Source organism: Blautia sp. MSK.20.85, assembly GCF_013317245.1.
Classification (GTDB): Bacteria; Bacillota; Clostridia; order Lachnospirales; family Lachnospiraceae; genus Blautia_A.
Genome location: NZ_JAAIUN010000010.1, coordinates 23,714 through 38,611, shown reverse-complemented (window position 1 = coordinate 38,611; position 14,898 = coordinate 23,714). Strand labels below are relative to the sequence as shown.

The 14,898-nt window shown below is 46.4% G+C and carries 12 protein-coding genes; 1 reads left to right on the top strand and 11 read right to left on the bottom strand.

Translation table 11 applies throughout. From position 1 onward, the window contains the following. Positions 1–14: 14 nt before the first annotated feature. Entirely contained in the window at positions 15–1,886 is a 1,872-nt protein-coding gene (locus G5B12_RS07710) for an NADH-quinone oxidoreductase subunit NuoF (RefSeq protein ID WP_021977709.1), read from the bottom strand. Further along, entirely contained in the window at positions 1,883–2,362 is a 480-nt protein-coding gene (locus tag G5B12_RS07705; RefSeq protein ID WP_021977710.1) for a complex I 24 kDa subunit family protein, read from the bottom strand. Before G5B12_RS07705 ends, G5B12_RS07710 begins: the two co-directional genes overlap by 4 nt. A gap of 400 nt (positions 2,363–2,762) precedes the next feature. On the opposite strand from G5B12_RS07705, the gene G5B12_RS07700 reads away from it, so the two are divergent. Continuing rightward, the gene (locus tag G5B12_RS07700; protein WP_021977711.1) at positions 2,763–4,271 is read left to right on the top strand and encodes a 4Fe-4S dicluster domain-containing protein; all 1,509 of its coding nucleotides are present in this window, start codon (positions 2,763–2,765) and stop codon (positions 4,269–4,271) included. A gap of 427 nt (positions 4,272–4,698) precedes the next feature. On the opposite strand, the gene G5B12_RS07695 is transcribed toward G5B12_RS07700, so the two are convergent. The 9 genes from G5B12_RS07695 to acsD form a co-directional block, all read right to left on the bottom strand. Then, positions 4,699–5,460, bottom strand: a complete 762-nt coding sequence (locus tag G5B12_RS07695) for a glucosaminidase domain-containing protein (RefSeq protein ID WP_330426543.1) — start codon at positions 5,458–5,460, stop codon at positions 4,699–4,701. A 30-nt stretch (positions 5,461–5,490) separates the two neighbouring features. After that, positions 5,491–6,342 (bottom strand): bifunctional 5,10-methylenetetrahydrofolate dehydrogenase/5,10-methenyltetrahydrofolate cyclohydrolase, encoded by an 852-nt coding sequence (locus G5B12_RS07690; protein ID WP_118062494.1) that lies wholly within the window; start codon positions 6,340–6,342, stop codon positions 5,491–5,493. A 14-nt stretch (positions 6,343–6,356) separates the two neighbouring features. After that, the gene (locus G5B12_RS07685) at positions 6,357–6,986 is read right to left on the bottom strand and encodes a cyclodeaminase/cyclohydrolase family protein (RefSeq protein ID WP_021977714.1); all 630 of its coding nucleotides are present in this window, start codon (positions 6,984–6,986) and stop codon (positions 6,357–6,359) included. A gap of 99 nt (positions 6,987–7,085) precedes the next feature. Beyond that, on the bottom strand, positions 7,086–8,771 hold the full coding sequence (locus tag G5B12_RS07680; RefSeq protein ID WP_174088007.1) for a formate--tetrahydrofolate ligase: 1,686 nt from the start codon (positions 8,769–8,771) through the stop codon (positions 7,086–7,088). A gap of 90 nt (positions 8,772–8,861) precedes the next feature. After that, positions 8,862–9,524, bottom strand: coding sequence for a DUF3786 domain-containing protein (locus G5B12_RS07675; RefSeq protein ID WP_118062495.1), 663 nt, complete (start codon positions 9,522–9,524; stop codon positions 8,862–8,864). Between the two features lie 27 nt (positions 9,525–9,551). Continuing rightward, entirely contained in the window at positions 9,552–11,492 is a 1,941-nt protein-coding gene (acsV, locus tag G5B12_RS07670; RefSeq protein ID WP_174088006.1) for a corrinoid activation/regeneration protein AcsV, read from the bottom strand. A gap of 147 nt (positions 11,493–11,639) precedes the next feature. Then, complete coding sequence (gene acsE / locus G5B12_RS07665) at positions 11,640–12,425, bottom strand: carbon monoxide dehydrogenase/acetyl-CoA synthase methytransferase subunit (protein ID WP_118062497.1); 786 nt, start codon at positions 12,423–12,425, stop codon at positions 11,640–11,642. Between the two features lie 111 nt (positions 12,426–12,536). Beyond that, a complete protein-coding gene (acsC, locus tag G5B12_RS07660; RefSeq protein ID WP_118062498.1) occupies positions 12,537–13,883 on the bottom strand; it encodes an acetyl-CoA decarbonylase/synthase complex subunit gamma in 1,347 nt (448 codons plus the stop codon). 21 nt (positions 13,884–13,904) lie between these two features. Then, entirely contained in the window at positions 13,905–14,846 is a 942-nt protein-coding gene (acsD, locus tag G5B12_RS07655) for an acetyl-CoA decarbonylase/synthase complex subunit delta (RefSeq protein WP_118062499.1), read from the bottom strand. Positions 14,847–14,898 lie beyond the last annotated feature (52 nt).

The following is a 14,898-nucleotide window of genomic DNA, read 5'->3' as shown; positions in this document are numbered from 1 at the left end:
AGATATCCTCCCTTCTATGCTTCCACATAAACCGCATCAAAGTTACAGTTATCCTTACAGGAACCGCATTTGATACATACGTCGTTGTTGATTACATGTGGATGCTTGATCTTTCCTGAAATCGCACCTGCCGGACAGTTCTTCGCACACTTGCCACAGCCGATACAGAACTCAGGATTGATATGGAATTGACGGAGCGCCGTGCAGACCTTCGCGCGGCATTTCTTATCTACGATATGCTCTACATATTCGTCACGGAAACGCTTCAGAGTACTGATGACCGGAAGCGGCGCACTCTTACCAAGACCGCACAGAGCCATACTCTGAACCATGTTTGCAAGTTCTTCCAGCTCATCCAGATCGGAAAGCTCACCTTTACCTGCAACGATCTTCTCCAGGATCTCAAGCATACGTTTGGTACCCTCACGGCAAGGAACACATTTACCGCAGCTCTCACGCTGTGTAAAGCTCATGAAGAAACGTGCAACCTCTACCATACAGGTATTCTCATCCATAACAACAAGTCCGCCGGAGCCCATGATGGCATCCAGTTTTTTAACAGAATCAAAATCAAGAGGATGATCGATCTGATCATCGATCAGACATCCGCCGGAAGGACCGCCGATCTGTACACCCTTAAATGCAGCACCACTCTTAAGGCCACCACCGATATCATAAATGATATGACGGAGGCTTGTTCCCATTGGAACCTCGATAAGACCGGTGTTCTCAATGGAACCGGTAAGTGAGAAGGTCTTGGTTCCAGGGCTTCCCTCTGTACCGATGGTGTGGAACCAGTCAGCACCCTGAAGGATGATCTTCGGTACGTTGGCATAAGTCTCTACGTTATTAAGAACCGTAGGTTTGCCCCACAGACCCTGCTCAACAGTTCTCGGAGGTTTTACTCGAGGCATGCCTCTGTTACCCTCGATGGATGCAGTCAGGGCAGAACCTTCACCACATACGAACGCTCCGGCACCACGGTTGATATGTAAGTGAAAATTAATACCGGAACCAAGGATATTATCACCAAGAAGGCCATAAGACTCTGCCTGCTCAATGGCCATTCGAAGTCTCTGTACAGAAAGAGGATACTCGGCACGTACATAAATGTAACCGTCTTCTGCGCCTACTGCATAAGCGGCGATCACCATACCCTCGATCATCTTGTAAGGATCACCTTCCATTACGGAACCATCCATGAAAGCTCCCGGGTCACCCTCATCACCATTACATACTACATAGCGTACTTTCTCCGGCTGGCGTGCTACCTGTGACCATTTCTTGCCAGCAGGGAAACCTGCACCACCACGGCCACGGAGACCGGATTTTGTGATCTCATCAATAACGCCCTGCGGGGTCATCTCAAAGAAAGCCTTCGCCATAGCGGAAAATCCACCTACGGAAATATATTCATCAATAGACTCTGCATCGATCTTACCACAGTTCTCAAGAACGATCCTTGTCTGCTGGTTCAGGAACGGAATATCGCTTGGATGTGGACAGGCCTCATCATTATGACGATAGAACAGACGGTCAACCGGCAGTCCGCAGATCACGGTTTTCTCTACGATCTCGCGGCAGTCATCTACCTGAACATGAACATACTGATAATCATATGGCTCAATTCTCATAAGAGGTCCAAGTTCACATAATCCCTGGCATCCGGTCTTAACGATACCTACATGAGGAACATCCTTCTGCATCTCAACCGCAACACCCTCGATACCTTCACAGAGTCTTGACATTTCTTCGTAAATCTTCTGAGCACCGGAAGCGATACATCCGGTACCGGAACAGACGAGAACACGGCAGGTATAGCCATCAAGATTCTTCTTAACCTCAGCCTGTTTGTTTTTCAGATCTTCCATACTGGTTATACTCATACGCTCTCACCTCTCAATTCATTTAAAAGCTCAACAGCCTTCTCAGGAGTCATTTTCGGGTGAACTTCATCATTTACAGTCAGTGTCGGTGCCAGTCCACATGCACCCAGACAGGAAACAGTCTCAACTGTAAAAAGCATATCATCCGTTGTATGTTTCTTATGGGTCAGTCCAAGCTCTTTCAGCATGGCTTCCTTAACAGGCATGGACTTACGTACATGACAGGCAGTACCATCACATACCTTAATAATGTACTTGCCTTTCGGTTCAAAGGAAAAGTTCTCATAGAAAGTGGCTACGCTGTACGCCTTCGCTTCTTTTACACCAATCTGTTCCGCAACATAAGTAAGAAGCTCTCCCGGGAGATAACGATACTCAGCCTGGATATCCTGCATGATCGGAATCAGTGATGCAGCTTTCCGACCGTAGTGCTCGATGATCTCATCCGTTTTCTTGTAATACGTCTGGTCTAACATTCGGTTCCCTCCTTGTTTCTCATAGATTTTCCACTTGATCAGCCTGCTCCCATTACAGGTTGATACTCTAACACTTTGTCAGTGCCGCGCGTTTATGCAAACCATTATTTTGCACTATTTTTGTGCTTTTAATTATAACTTATATCGTCATTTTCCACAAGTGCTTTTTTCGGTTTTTTCAGAATATATTGAAAAGTTTACAATGGCTTACTGGTTTTGTGTCTATTTTCTCCAAAAAATGTTCAATTTTTAACAGTTATGATAATAAAGGAACAAATTTACTTTATGTTCCCGGTAAAAAACATTTCCTGTTATTGATTTTATTTCTCATTTACTTTAATATGAAAGAAAAGTGCGTGGAAAACATTTTATTAATCTTATTTTGAAAAGGAGAAACTCTATGCGAAATCTCGACACACCAGTTAAACAGATCCGAAGAAAGATTTTTACAGAAATTGCGAAGATCGGATTTGAATCCACGGACGAATCCCTGATCCACGATATTGAATCCATTCCCTACAACATCGTAGAAGAACGTGCGAAATACCGTGAAAGTATCTACCGCGAAAGAGCTGTTGCAAGCGAACGTGTCCGCCTGGCCATGGGCCTTTCTCTCCGTCCGGAGAACCGTTCCGTCCATCTGACCGACGGAGTAAAAGCCAGCAACATTGACGAGAAATATTACGAACCACCTCTTATGCAGGTAATCCCATCTGCATGTTCCGCATGCGAATCCAACAAATACGAAGTCAGCAACATGTGCCGCGGCTGCGTCGCACATCCCTGTATGCTCACCTGCCCCAAAGGCGCCATCTCCATGGTAGACGGCAAATCCTTTATCGACCAGGATAAATGCATCCACTGCGGAAGATGCAAATCCGTCTGTCCCTACGACGCCATCGCCCACAAAGAACGCCCCTGCGAACGCGCCTGCGGCGTAAAAGCCATCGAAAGCGACGAACAGGGACGCGCATCCATCAATCAGGACAAATGCGTATCCTGTGGCATGTGCATGGTCAGCTGCCCATTCGGAGCCATCTCCGACAAATCCCAGATTTTCCAGCTGTCCCACGCCCTTCGCGAAGGAACCGAGATCATTGCAGAAATCGCTCCCGCCTACATCAACCAGTTCGGCGAAGACGTCACCCCGGGCAAATTCCGCTCCGCCCTTAAACAGCTGGGCTTCTCAAACATTTATGAGGTAGCACTGGGCGCAGACATCGGCTGCATCTCTGAGGCACACCACTACGCAAAAGAAGTAGCCACTGGCAATCTTCCGTTCCTCCTCACCTCCTGCTGCCCGTCCTGGTCCGTCATGGCAAAGAAATACTTCCCGGCCATGATCGACAACATCTCCCAGGAGCTGACCCCGATGGTAGCAACCGCCCGCATTGTAAAAAAAGAACACCCTAACGCCAAAGTAGTCTTCATCGGACCATGCGCCTCCAAAAAACTGGAAGCTATGCGCCATTCCGTGAGAAGTGACGTAGACTTCGTAATCACCTTCGAAGAACTCTGGGGTCTCTTTGATGCCAAAAATATCACCCCATCCACCTGCGAAGAACTCCCGGAAGAAACCCAGGCCGCAACCGCAGCAGGAAGAGGATACGCCATCGCAGGCGGCGTAGCCGGAGCCATCGAAAACTGCCTGAAAGAATACTACCCCGATGTACCCGTACACATCGAACACGCAGAAAGCCTTGCCGAATGCAAAAAAGTCCTCACCCTCGCCAAAGCCGGCAAAATCAAAAACTGCATGATCGAAGGCATGGCCTGCCCAGGAGGCTGCATCGGCGGCGCCGGAACCAACGCCGGCTTCGCCAAAACCTCCAAAGCCCTCAAAAAATACGTAGACACCTCAGAACCCAAGCTTCCCTCACAGGAACTTGAAAACCTGGAACTGAACTAATATATCGAAATATTTTTCCAGATAATTCCCAGAAATATTTTATACGAAACCAAAAACGGAGATGCAACCTTAATTAAACCTCAAGGTTACATCTCCATTTTTATCAACCAGGACAGGGCAAAGCCCGCCTCCGTCCCTCATCCACATCCTACCGTATAGCCAGACAGCCTACCACGGCCAACACACAGGCCCGGAAGGGAGTGAGGTTCTGTCTGCGGACGACTCTGCAGGAGGTGTGCTGGATCTTAGGCGGCGGGACTTCTGCGTTATTTTTCAAAAGTCAGCTGTCTGAGCGGCAAAAGCCGCGAGTTCTGGCTTTTGGAAAATGGTTTTAGCAGAATCCCGGCGCCTTAGAACCAGCCACCGACGAAGCCCGGCCGCGGACAGAACCTCACTCCCTTCCGGGCCGTCCCGTTCACCGCCACCACTACCTCTCCACCGTCTCCGTGCTCTCCGGCCAGGCATACTCCTCACCTTTCAGACCCGCCAGAAGGCTCCGAAGCTTATATCCATAACTCCTCCCGGCAGCCCAGCCACCTCCATAAGGATTCTCCTGAATCCCCAGCCATTCCACATAAGGAGCACTCTCCCGGGCAACATATTGAAAGCGGTTATCCACACAGGCCTGGTTCAGATCCTCTGATGAGGCATAAGCCTTCAGATGCTGCACCTGCGCCCGGATCCCGGTCCTTACATCCGGAAAAGAATTTCCGGCAACGCCTCCACCTGTAGTTCCAAGCCCGGAAAAATTAAACTGCCCCGCGCTGGCATCCCCGCCAAACTGGAGCCATCCGGTCTCAAGCATGGCCTGCTCATAAACAACTTCCCCACGGACACCCTCTGCATCCGCTTCCTCTATCACAATCGTGCAAAACGTATCAATATCCGGTGCACCACCCTCTGTCAGGACATCCGAAGGATACTCCACATTCTGCGCCTCATACTGCGCCACCATATCCTCCACATCCACTGTGGTACACCCCATGATCGTATAATATCCATAAGTATTATCTGTGGAATCATCCACAAAACTATCTGTATCACTCTCTCCGGATGACTGCGGCTTCGAAATCTGCCCTTCCATGGAATGATCCACATCCTCTGCCAAAACACCTGCAGGCGTTCCGAACACCAGAACGCCTGCAAGCACCATCATCCGTAAACAAAAACAATTTCGGAATCTGTACATATATAAATAATCAATCCTTTATTACTGCTATTACTGCGCTTTTCTCATTGCAGCTTCAACTACATGACCTACAAGAACAGAAGTTGTAACACTTCCAACTCCGCCAGGAACCGGTGTAATCGCATCAACGATCGGCTCAACTGCCGCATAATCAACATCACCGCAAAGTTTACCCTCAGCGTTTACATTGATACCAACATCGATGATTGTCTGTCCCTCTCTGACATAGTCAGCCCCAACAACACCAGCACGGCCAGCTGCAACGATAACAATATCAGCCTCTTTTGCAACGGATGGCATATCAACGGTTCTTGTGTGGCAGATGGTAACTGTCGCATTTTTCTTAACAAGCATCATTGCAGCTGGTTTACCAACTACAAGGCTTCTTCCGATCACAACAGCTTTTTTGCCTGTGCAGTCGATTCCGTAATGATCCAGGATCTCCATGCATGCCTGTGGTGTACATGGCGGGAATCCGATCTTTTTGCCTGTGAATACACCGGACATGGAAAGATCTGTCATACAGTCAACGTCTTTTTCTGCTGCAAGAGCATTCTCGATCACTGCCTGATCCAGATGTTTCGGAAGCGGACGGAACAGAAGAACGCCGTGGATCTTGTCATCTTTGTTTACTTTATCGATAGTTGCAAGAAGCTCATCCTGGGAAACGTCCTCCGGAAGAAGAATCTTCTCACATGCAACCCCAAGAGTCTCGCAACGTTTGGTTGCTCCTCTCTCATAGGAAATATCGCTTGGATTCTCACCAACACGGATAATGCAAAGTGTAGGATTTACACCTTTTGCCTGAAGCTCTGCAACGTTAGCTTTGATCTTCTCGTTAAGAGCTGCTGTTACTTCTTTACCTAATAACTGCTTTGCCATTTGTCTGGTTCCTCCTATTTCAGTCTTCCGAGAACACTGTCAAATGTCTCGTCTGCGATCTTTGTATATTTCTCAAGCATAGCGTCTGCTTTTTTGTTTAATTCCTCTGCATACGCACGATCTGCCATAGACTTTGTATTGATGTATACATTCAGGCTTGCTCCCTTAAGAGCAGCTTTGCAGAATGCAGCACCTACGCCAGCATCACTGATCGCAAGCTTGGAACCTTTTGCACCGAACTCAACGATAAGTTCAATGGCCTCACAGCATTTCTCCATGATCTCCATCGGAACAGAGCAGGCTTCTTTCAGAGCAGCCTCCATAACGCGGGCTTTCTCTGCTTTTTCTTCCTCTGTCTCTCTTGGCATTCCGTAAGCTTTGGAAAGAGGCTCAAATACTTCTGCGTCTCTCTCGATCAGATGAAGGAAATCTTTCTGAAGCTGATCACATTTCTTTTTCAGCTCCCACATCTCGTCCTCAACATCTGCATATTTTTTCTTGCCAACAGTAAGGCTTCCAACCATGTTTCCAAGAGCTGTACCAACCGCACCTACAAGAGCAGAAGCGCCGCCGCCGCCAGGAACCGGTGCCTTGGAGCTTAATACCTCAACAAATTCAGTACATGTACTGGTAGAAAATCCCATAGGACTCTCCTCCTTATATTCTTATTTTAGCACTCTTTAGAGCCCATTGGGGGCTTTTATAAAAAGCCCCCTCCGGTAGTTTTTGATCTTATGTTCCGATTAGAAGAGGCCTGTGATCTTACCTGTCTCATCTACATCGATCTTGGTTGCTGCCGGAACTTTCGGGAGACCTGGCATAGTCATGATCTCACCTGTCAGGGCAACGATAAATCCTGCACCTGCGGAAATCTTCAGGTTACGTACTGTTACCTCAAAGTCTGTCGGTGCGCCAAGTTTTGTCTGATCATCTGTCAGACTGTACTGTGTCTTAGCTACACAGATCGGGCAGTTGCCAAATCCAAGAGCTTCCAGCTGTTTTGCCTGTTTCTGAGCATTTGCTGTAAGAACAACTTTCTTACCACCGTAAACTTTCTGTACGATGTTATTCAGTTTATCCTCGATAGATCCCTCAAGCTCATAAGCATATGTGAAGTCATTCGGCTCCTCAACAAGACGGATCACTTCCTCAGCAAGCTTCATGCCGCCTTCGCCGCCTTTTGCCCATACCTCGGAAAGTGCAACGTTAACGCCAAGCTCTTTACATTTTGCCTCAACCAGGTCAAGCTCTGCCTTGGTATCGGTCGGGAATGCATTGATAGCAACTACACATGGAAGTTTGTATACATTCTTGATATTGCTTACATGTTTCAGAAGATTTGGAAGACCTTTCTCAAGAGCCTCAAGGTTCTCGTTGTTCAGATCTGCCTTCGGAACACCACCGTTGTATTTCAGTGCACGAACAGTAGCTACGATAACAACTGCGCTTGGATGAAGGCCTGCCATACGGCACTTGATGTCAAGGAATTTCTCAGCACCAAGGTCTGCACCGAATCCAGCCTCTGTGATAGCATAATCTGCAAGTTTCATAGCCATCTTGGTAGCTGTTACGGAGTTACATCCATGAGCGATGTTTGCGAATGGTCCGCCGTGAACGATTGCCGGAACATGCTCCAGTGTCTGTACAAGGTTTGGTTTCAGGGCATCTTTCAGAAGTGCTGTCATAGCACCCTCTGCATGAAGATCACCAGCTGTTACCGGTTTCTGCTCGGAAACTTTACCATAGGTATATCCGATGATAATTCTGGAAAGTCTCTCTTTCAGGTCTTTGATGTCACTTGCGAGGCAAAGAACTGCCATGATCTCTGATGCAACTGTGATGTCGTATCCGTCTTCACGAGGCATACCGTTTGTTCTTCCGCCAAGACCATCTACTACATTACGAAGCTGACGGTCATTCATGTCCACGCAACGTCTCCATGTGATCTTTCTCGGGTCGATGTTCAGCTCATTGCCCTGGAAGATATGGTTGTCGATCATTGCTGCAAGAAGGTTGTTTGCCGCACCGATCGCATGGAAGTCACCGGTAAAGTGAAGGTTGATATCCTCCATCGGAACTACCTGTGCATAACCGCCGCCTGCTGCACCACCTTTCACACCGAATACTGGTCCGAGGGATGGCTCACGAAGAGCTACCATTACTTTTTTGCCCATTTTCTGCATTGCATCTGCAAGACCAACGGTTGTTGTTGTTTTTCCCTCTCCTGCTGGTGTCGGGTTGATAGCTGTTACGAGGATCAGCTTACCATCTTTCTTGTCACTCTCTTTTAACAGATTGTAATCAATTTTTGCTTTGTACTTTCCGTACTGCTCCAGATATTTGTCATCAATACCTGCCTTCTCTGCAATCTGTGTGATTGGAAGCATTTCGCACTCCTGTGCAATTTCGATGTCACTTTTAAATCCCATAATGTTACCTCCCTTTAGGTATTTTTACAGTTTTTAATCCCTTAAAACTGCATTTCTATAAAAACAGGTCCCATCCTGTTCTTAACTTTTTTAAAGACATTTCAAAAACGCCTTCAGAGATCCGATGATAACGTCTCCCATCACAGCCATGTCCTCAGCTGCAAAGGAAACCGGAAAATTATCGGAAAACAATATCTGTGAAGAAGGTGGAAATTCCTCATCACCCTCCCACAGGATCATCTGGATCAGATATCCGGGGAATATCTCCACCTGATAGGCAATATCGCCATGATCTACAGGAGCTGCATGGATGTGCTCCATGATCCCCTTAAAATCCTTCAGTCTGTTTCCATAGGTAAAGGCCAGACGCTTGATACATCTGCCATCAAACTGACGGAGATATACCTCCCCCCAGGGCATTTCCCTGTAGGTCTTAAATCTTCCGCTTCCCTGGGAATTATTTCCATTCAGCAGGAAACGTATGGTAAGGATCTTCGCATAGATCATTTCTTCCAACGGATAAAATCCCATATCATCTTTCTCATGAGTTACCTGAAAATCCGGCCAGGAAATATGATACACCGTTCCCAGAAATTTCAGAGTCAGCTGTTTTGTCTCTTCATCATAGGGAATAGAAAGCCTCCCGGCAATCTCTGCCGGGTCTGCTTTCTGGAACTCTTCTGTATAATGTTCCCAGGGCATCCTTTCCTTGCTGTCTTTTTCATAATTCAGGTCATTTATACTAAAAGCCATGTTTTACCTCTGCCATTTTAGTCTGTATTATCTCTTCTGCTGTTCTTCCATAACAGACGGAAACAGATGTGTATCCGTATGCGGAATAAAGCATGCACCTACAAACTCGTCCATATAAGTCGGAACTGTAGAAAGCTCCAGATAAGTCATATTGGATGCAAGTTCGTATGTCTTTTTCTCTGCCGGTGTGGAATGAAGCATCAGATAAGCACCTGTAAGAGAAGAGTTACCAATATAGTGGAATTTCTCAAGAGGAATATCCGGGAACATTCCGATATGCACCGCATTTGCCATATTGATTCCACTTCCGATTCCACCGGCAACATATACATCGTCAATCATGGAAACGTCAAAATCAAGAGAATTCAGCATGGTACGGATGGCCGAGAAAATAGCACCTTTGGCACGGATAAAGTTGTCAATATCAACTTCTGTGATCTCCACATCCTTAACAGAACCGGCTTCCTCTTCAAATGCGATCACATAGCTTCCCATGCCATAGTGATCGTGACGGACTCTCTTGCCCTCGCGGACGAATTTACCCTTCGGATTGATGATTCCTGTCATAAAGAGTTCACTGATCACATCAATGATACCGGAACCACAAAGTCCTACCGGCTTGGTTCCAGGATCCCCTACAACCTTGTATGTCGGCTCCATGGTCTCTTTATCAATGGTACATGCCTCAATGGCACCATCAGTGGCACGCATACCGCAGCTGATGTCTCCACCCTCAAAGGCAGGACCAGCGGAACATGCACAGCTCATCATGAAATCGGAATTACCGAATACCAGCTCTCCGTTAGTACCAAGGTCAATAAACAGAGAGAACTCCGGTCTGTTCCAGATCATACTTACCAGTGTACCTGCAGTGATATCTCCACCTACATAGCTTCCGATATTCGGCGCCATGATAATATGTGCGTCAGGGTTGATCTCAATTCCCACATCTGACGCAAACAGAGAATTTGTTTTGAAAAATGCCGGAATATACGGTTCCATACGAAGGGGATCCGCATTAATTCCTGCAAACAGATGATTCATGGTTGTATTGGAAGCAACACACATCCGGTAGATCTGCTGTTCCGGGAAGTGAATGCTTCTGCACATCTCGTGGATCATCGGATTGATGGTCTCTTTGATCACTGCATCCTGAAGCTTCTTTTTTCCCCCAGGTTTCTGAGATTCAATAATACGGTTGATAACATCCGCACCAAAACGGATCTGTCCGTTTCCGGAAGAGCTTTTGGCCAGGATCTCTCCGCTTTCCATATTGATCAGAGCTGCAGAAACTGTTGTGGTACCGATATCTACGGCAAGACCACCGATCACAACATCTTCTTTACTGTCAAAAATATCGTATACAAACATGTCGTTCGGTGTTGTACGAACCACACATTTCACTGAAAATTTACTGTTTCGAAGTACATCCGGAAGTTTTTTCAGCACGGAATAGGGAATTCTGATATGTTTGAGATTCATATATTTCCGCAGTGCCCGTGTCAGTCTCTCATTATCCGGCATGGTATCATCCAGAGATGGTTCCTCCATGTGTACTTCTATAACATCAAGACTGTTTGTAAGTTCTATGCCAGCTGATTCTACTTCATGCTTGGCTTTTTCAAAAATAGCAATTTCTTCTTTTGAACTTAAGTCGGCGACCTTCATCCGGCTCTTATATGCGGACGCAATGTCCGGAACAAGAACTTCTACATCAGCCGTGATCTTGCTCATGCAGGCCAGACGCCAGCCAGCATTGTATTCTTCATCAGAAATATGAAGAGTTTTCTTTGAGTCCAGTTCTCCGCCTTTTAACTGTACCCGACATTTTCCACAGGCTCCGTTTCCGGAACATGGTGCATCGATAGCCACATTGGCACCACGAGCAACCTCCAGTAAATTATCCCCCGCATTGGCAAATGCTTCTACCGTACTGCCATTTTCAAAAGCAAACGTTACTTTAAACATTCAGTAACCACCTTTCTCGCCTCGTGAATGTTTTTGTCTTCCACCTGTGGCGCTGGGAGTTAGACTAAACTATATTAGTAAAAAAGAGGCTGAAGGCCGAAGCCCCCAGCCTCTGAAATAGCGCTCCTGTTTTGTTCACACGCCAAATTAGATCTCAAGGTAAGAATCTGCGTAAAGTGTGTTACCCTTGAATACGTCACAGGATTTGATTGTTTCCATAAGACGAAGGTCATTCGGGTTAACGATTGCAGATGTAAGACCATTCATCATAGCCATAGCTACAAGAGCAGAGTCCATGATCGGACGGATATGTTTTGGCATACCATTACTGTTGTTGGAAAGACCACCTGTGGAGTTCAGTCCCATCTCGGAGAACATCTTGATTGCCTCAAGAACTTCCATCTGTTTGTCCTGCATTCCCTTTACAACAAGGAAAAGCGGATCGAACCAGAGATCCTCTGCTTCCATACCAAGGCCAAGACCTCTCTCAAGCATGTTCTGGCAGTGCATCATACGCTCGTCATTATCTGCTGCAACCATACCGGAAGAGCAAAGTGCGATACAGATCGCATCGTTAGCTGCTGCAAGGTCGATGTTGGAGATTCTGTCGCCAGCATCTGCAGAGTTTACGATCGGTTTTCCCTTGCTTCTGTTGTATACAGAAATACCAGCCTCGATTGCTTTCTGGTTTGTGGTATCCAGAGCAAGCGGAACATTGTCAAACTCAGACTGAAGGAGCTGTACTGCCCATTTCATAAGATCCTCGCCATCGTTCTCAGCCGGTCCGATGTTTACATCAAGATATGTAGCGCCTGCATCAAGCTGCTGTTTTGCTCTTTTGATGATCGGCTCAGGATCTCTCTCTGTAAACGCTTTGTTTACTGCCGGTGCTGTTGTTGAAAGTCTCTCTCCAATTGTTACGAATTTTGCCATACTCGTGTTCTCCTTTACATATTAGTAGGATATGGCTGTGCAGAAAGCCTGCACAGCCTCTCATAACTGTCAGCGGCATTGCTGAGCAGCTGATTTCTTAAACCTTAAGGATTATGCATCCAGGTCTTTTAAGAATTTCACAAGCTGTACTGCTTCTCTTGGTCCTACGATGATCTCCCATCCAGGAAGCTTAGCCTCAAGGTCGCCCTTAAGAACAGCTACTTTACCAGGAATAACCAGTCTTCTGCATTTTACCTTCGGCTCAACATTCTCTTTGATGTACTCGGAGATGCTGTTTCCGGAGAATTTACCTGCTGCCCAGGATGTCAGAACGGAAAGTCCGCCGGCATCGTTGATTACTAGGTTAAGCGGAACACCGGAACGCTCCAGCTCGCCGGATACTACGAAATATGTAAGAGCAAAGTCTACTGTTGTTACAACGAGAGAATTCTCGTCTGCTCCGTTCAGAGGATAGATGCCAGGCTCTACCTTCATTGGTTTCTGCGGGTCTGTAAATACGTTCTGACGAAGACCGAACAGCGGAAGTGCCTCTGCATATGTCATCTGCTCCATAACAATGATGGAACCATATTTCATAGTAAACAGGGAAGCAAGTGCTGCCTGTAAATGATAGTCACCCTTCGCAAGTTTAACAACGTTAACGATGGAAGGATATCCAAATGTTCTGTCCTGATTCTTAAGAGCTGCGCGACGAACCTGTACAGTGTTTGCAAAAGTCTCTTTTACGTCAGCTCCTGTTGTATCAAGTACGAGATTCTTGTTTCCAAGTTTCTCGATTGCTGCTGTAGTATCATATAATTCGTTGATGTCCTTACCGGATACACCAAGAACTACGCCTGCATCTGTAGCAACTTTGTTCATTGCCTCATAGTTGGAAGCATTAGCTCCGTTAAGAACCGGTTTGCCGTCTTTACATACTTCAAGAGCAGCTTTTGCGATCTCTGGATCTGTACATCCAAGGATCAGAGTTCTTCCAAGGCCCTTTGCCTTCTCTACAAGTGCTGTGAATTTCGCTGCATCTGCATTCTCATCGCAGTTTACATATACAAGCTCAACATGCATTCTCTCACCGATACGGTCATAATCAACCTGCGGGATCTGTGCAAGTTTTGCTTCTACTTCCTCATCACTCATGCATGTGCAAAGTGATACGGCATATCTTGTTTTGCTTACAAATGTCTTCTCATGTCTGAAAAGAACAGTCTCTCCGCCAAGTGAGAATTCTCCGTCGCCTGTTCCGATCTTGATTGTTTTCATTGGCGGTGCAGTTGCCTCTGAAAGAGATGCTAATGCATCCTCAGACATATGAGGACACTGCTCAATTTTCATAGCGCCCTGTGCAACTTTCATGGAGAAAGCCATACATGTAGGGCATCCACATTCCTTACAGTTTTTCTTTGGTGTTAATTTAAAGATCTGAATACCATTCAGTGCCATAACTCTTTATCCTCCTATTTATTACGCGAGTGCTTTGATCAGTTTGGAAATTGTCTTAACAGATTCCGGATGTCTTAAGATAACTGCATCAGAACCAGCTGCAAGGTCAGCAGCTGCTGTCTCAACTTCCATGTCGATTCCACGCTCGTCCTGTGGACCCCACTCAGGCATATCTGCCTCAGAAGCTGTTGCTTCCTTAACATTCCATGTCTCAGCAGAAACAGGTGTAATAATAGGCATCTGCAGCATGTTATCATTCTGGCCTAAAGCGGCACCTTTGATACGGTCCATAGTAGAAACTACGTACTCATATCCATATCCAGCTGCTGCACTACCGATATTCATAACGATCTTCTTCGCATCTACACCAAGCTGTGTAGTAACAACGTTAAGCTGTTTAGCAAGGTTGATATCAACGGCAGACTCAGCACCTACGATCTGATTGTAAGCAAGACCTGCTGCTGCACCGATTGCCTTGTAGTTTTCCTCTTTCTCAGAAAGGATCAGAGCATTTCTGCCCTGAAGAGCCTCTGCAACCTTCGGAAGGAGCTCTGCATCCTTCTCAACGTTCTTGCATCCCTCTACTACCAGTGGACAGTCAACTGCATCAGCAACCTCTTTTACAACTTCGATCAGCTCATCAATGGATTTATTGACACCGTTAGGATCTCCGCCCTCAAGGATCAGTGCGACAAAGTCAGCACCTTCCATAGCAGCAGCTTTCTTAGCGATCTCGCCCATTGTTGTAGCGCCTTCATAGTATGCTTTGATACCTTCAGATACACCCTCAAGACCCATATCAGAGATCTCTACACCGATCTTCGGACAGTTCTCTGACTCTGCGTCAAAAGAGTAAAACGGGAATGTACAATCCCCTCCAATAGTCACAGTCTTATCTCCGCTTCCGATTGTGACTTCATTAATCTTTGCATTGAACTTTTGTGGTTTCTGATTAAACGGCATTTTTTGTTAGCCTCCTTAAAAATAATAATTAAAAACTACAGAGCTTCTTATA

Bases quoted from the DNA above. Each gene is read 5' to 3' on its own strand.
- acsC (WP_118062498.1), bottom strand. From the start codon at position 13,883: ATGGCACTGAATGGTATTCAGATCTTTAAATTAACACCAAAGAAAAAC.
- acsE (WP_118062497.1), bottom strand. From the start codon at position 12,425: ATGGCAAAATTCGTAACAATTGGAGAGAGACTTTCAACAACAGCACCG.
- G5B12_RS07695 (WP_330426543.1), bottom strand. From the start codon at position 5,460: ATGTACAGATTCCGAAATTGTTTTTGTTTACGGATGATGGTGCTTGCA.
- G5B12_RS07690 (WP_118062494.1), bottom strand. From the start codon at position 6,342: ATGGCAAAGCAGTTATTAGGTAAAGAAGTAACAGCAGCTCTTAACGAG.
- G5B12_RS07680 (WP_174088007.1), bottom strand. From the start codon at position 8,771: ATGGGATTTAAAAGTGACATCGAAATTGCACAGGAGTGCGAAATGCTT.
- G5B12_RS07710 (WP_021977709.1), bottom strand. From the start codon at position 1,886: ATGAGTATAACCAGTATGGAAGATCTGAAAAACAAACAGGCTGAGGTT.
- G5B12_RS07675 (WP_118062495.1), bottom strand. From the start codon at position 9,524: ATGGCTTTTAGTATAAATGACCTGAATTATGAAAAAGACAGCAAGGAA.
- acsD (WP_118062499.1), bottom strand. From the start codon at position 14,846: ATGCCGTTTAATCAGAAACCACAAAAGTTCAATGCAAAGATTAATGAA.
- G5B12_RS07685 (WP_021977714.1), bottom strand. From the start codon at position 6,986: ATGGGATTTTCTACCAGTACATGTACTGAATTTGTTGAGGTATTAAGC.
- acsV (WP_174088006.1), bottom strand. From the start codon at position 11,492: ATGTTTAAAGTAACGTTTGCTTTTGAAAATGGCAGTACGGTAGAAGCA.
- G5B12_RS07700 (WP_021977711.1), top strand. From the start codon at position 2,763: ATGCGAAATCTCGACACACCAGTTAAACAGATCCGAAGAAAGATTTTT.
- G5B12_RS07705 (WP_021977710.1), bottom strand. From the start codon at position 2,362: ATGTTAGACCAGACGTATTACAAGAAAACGGATGAGATCATCGAGCAC.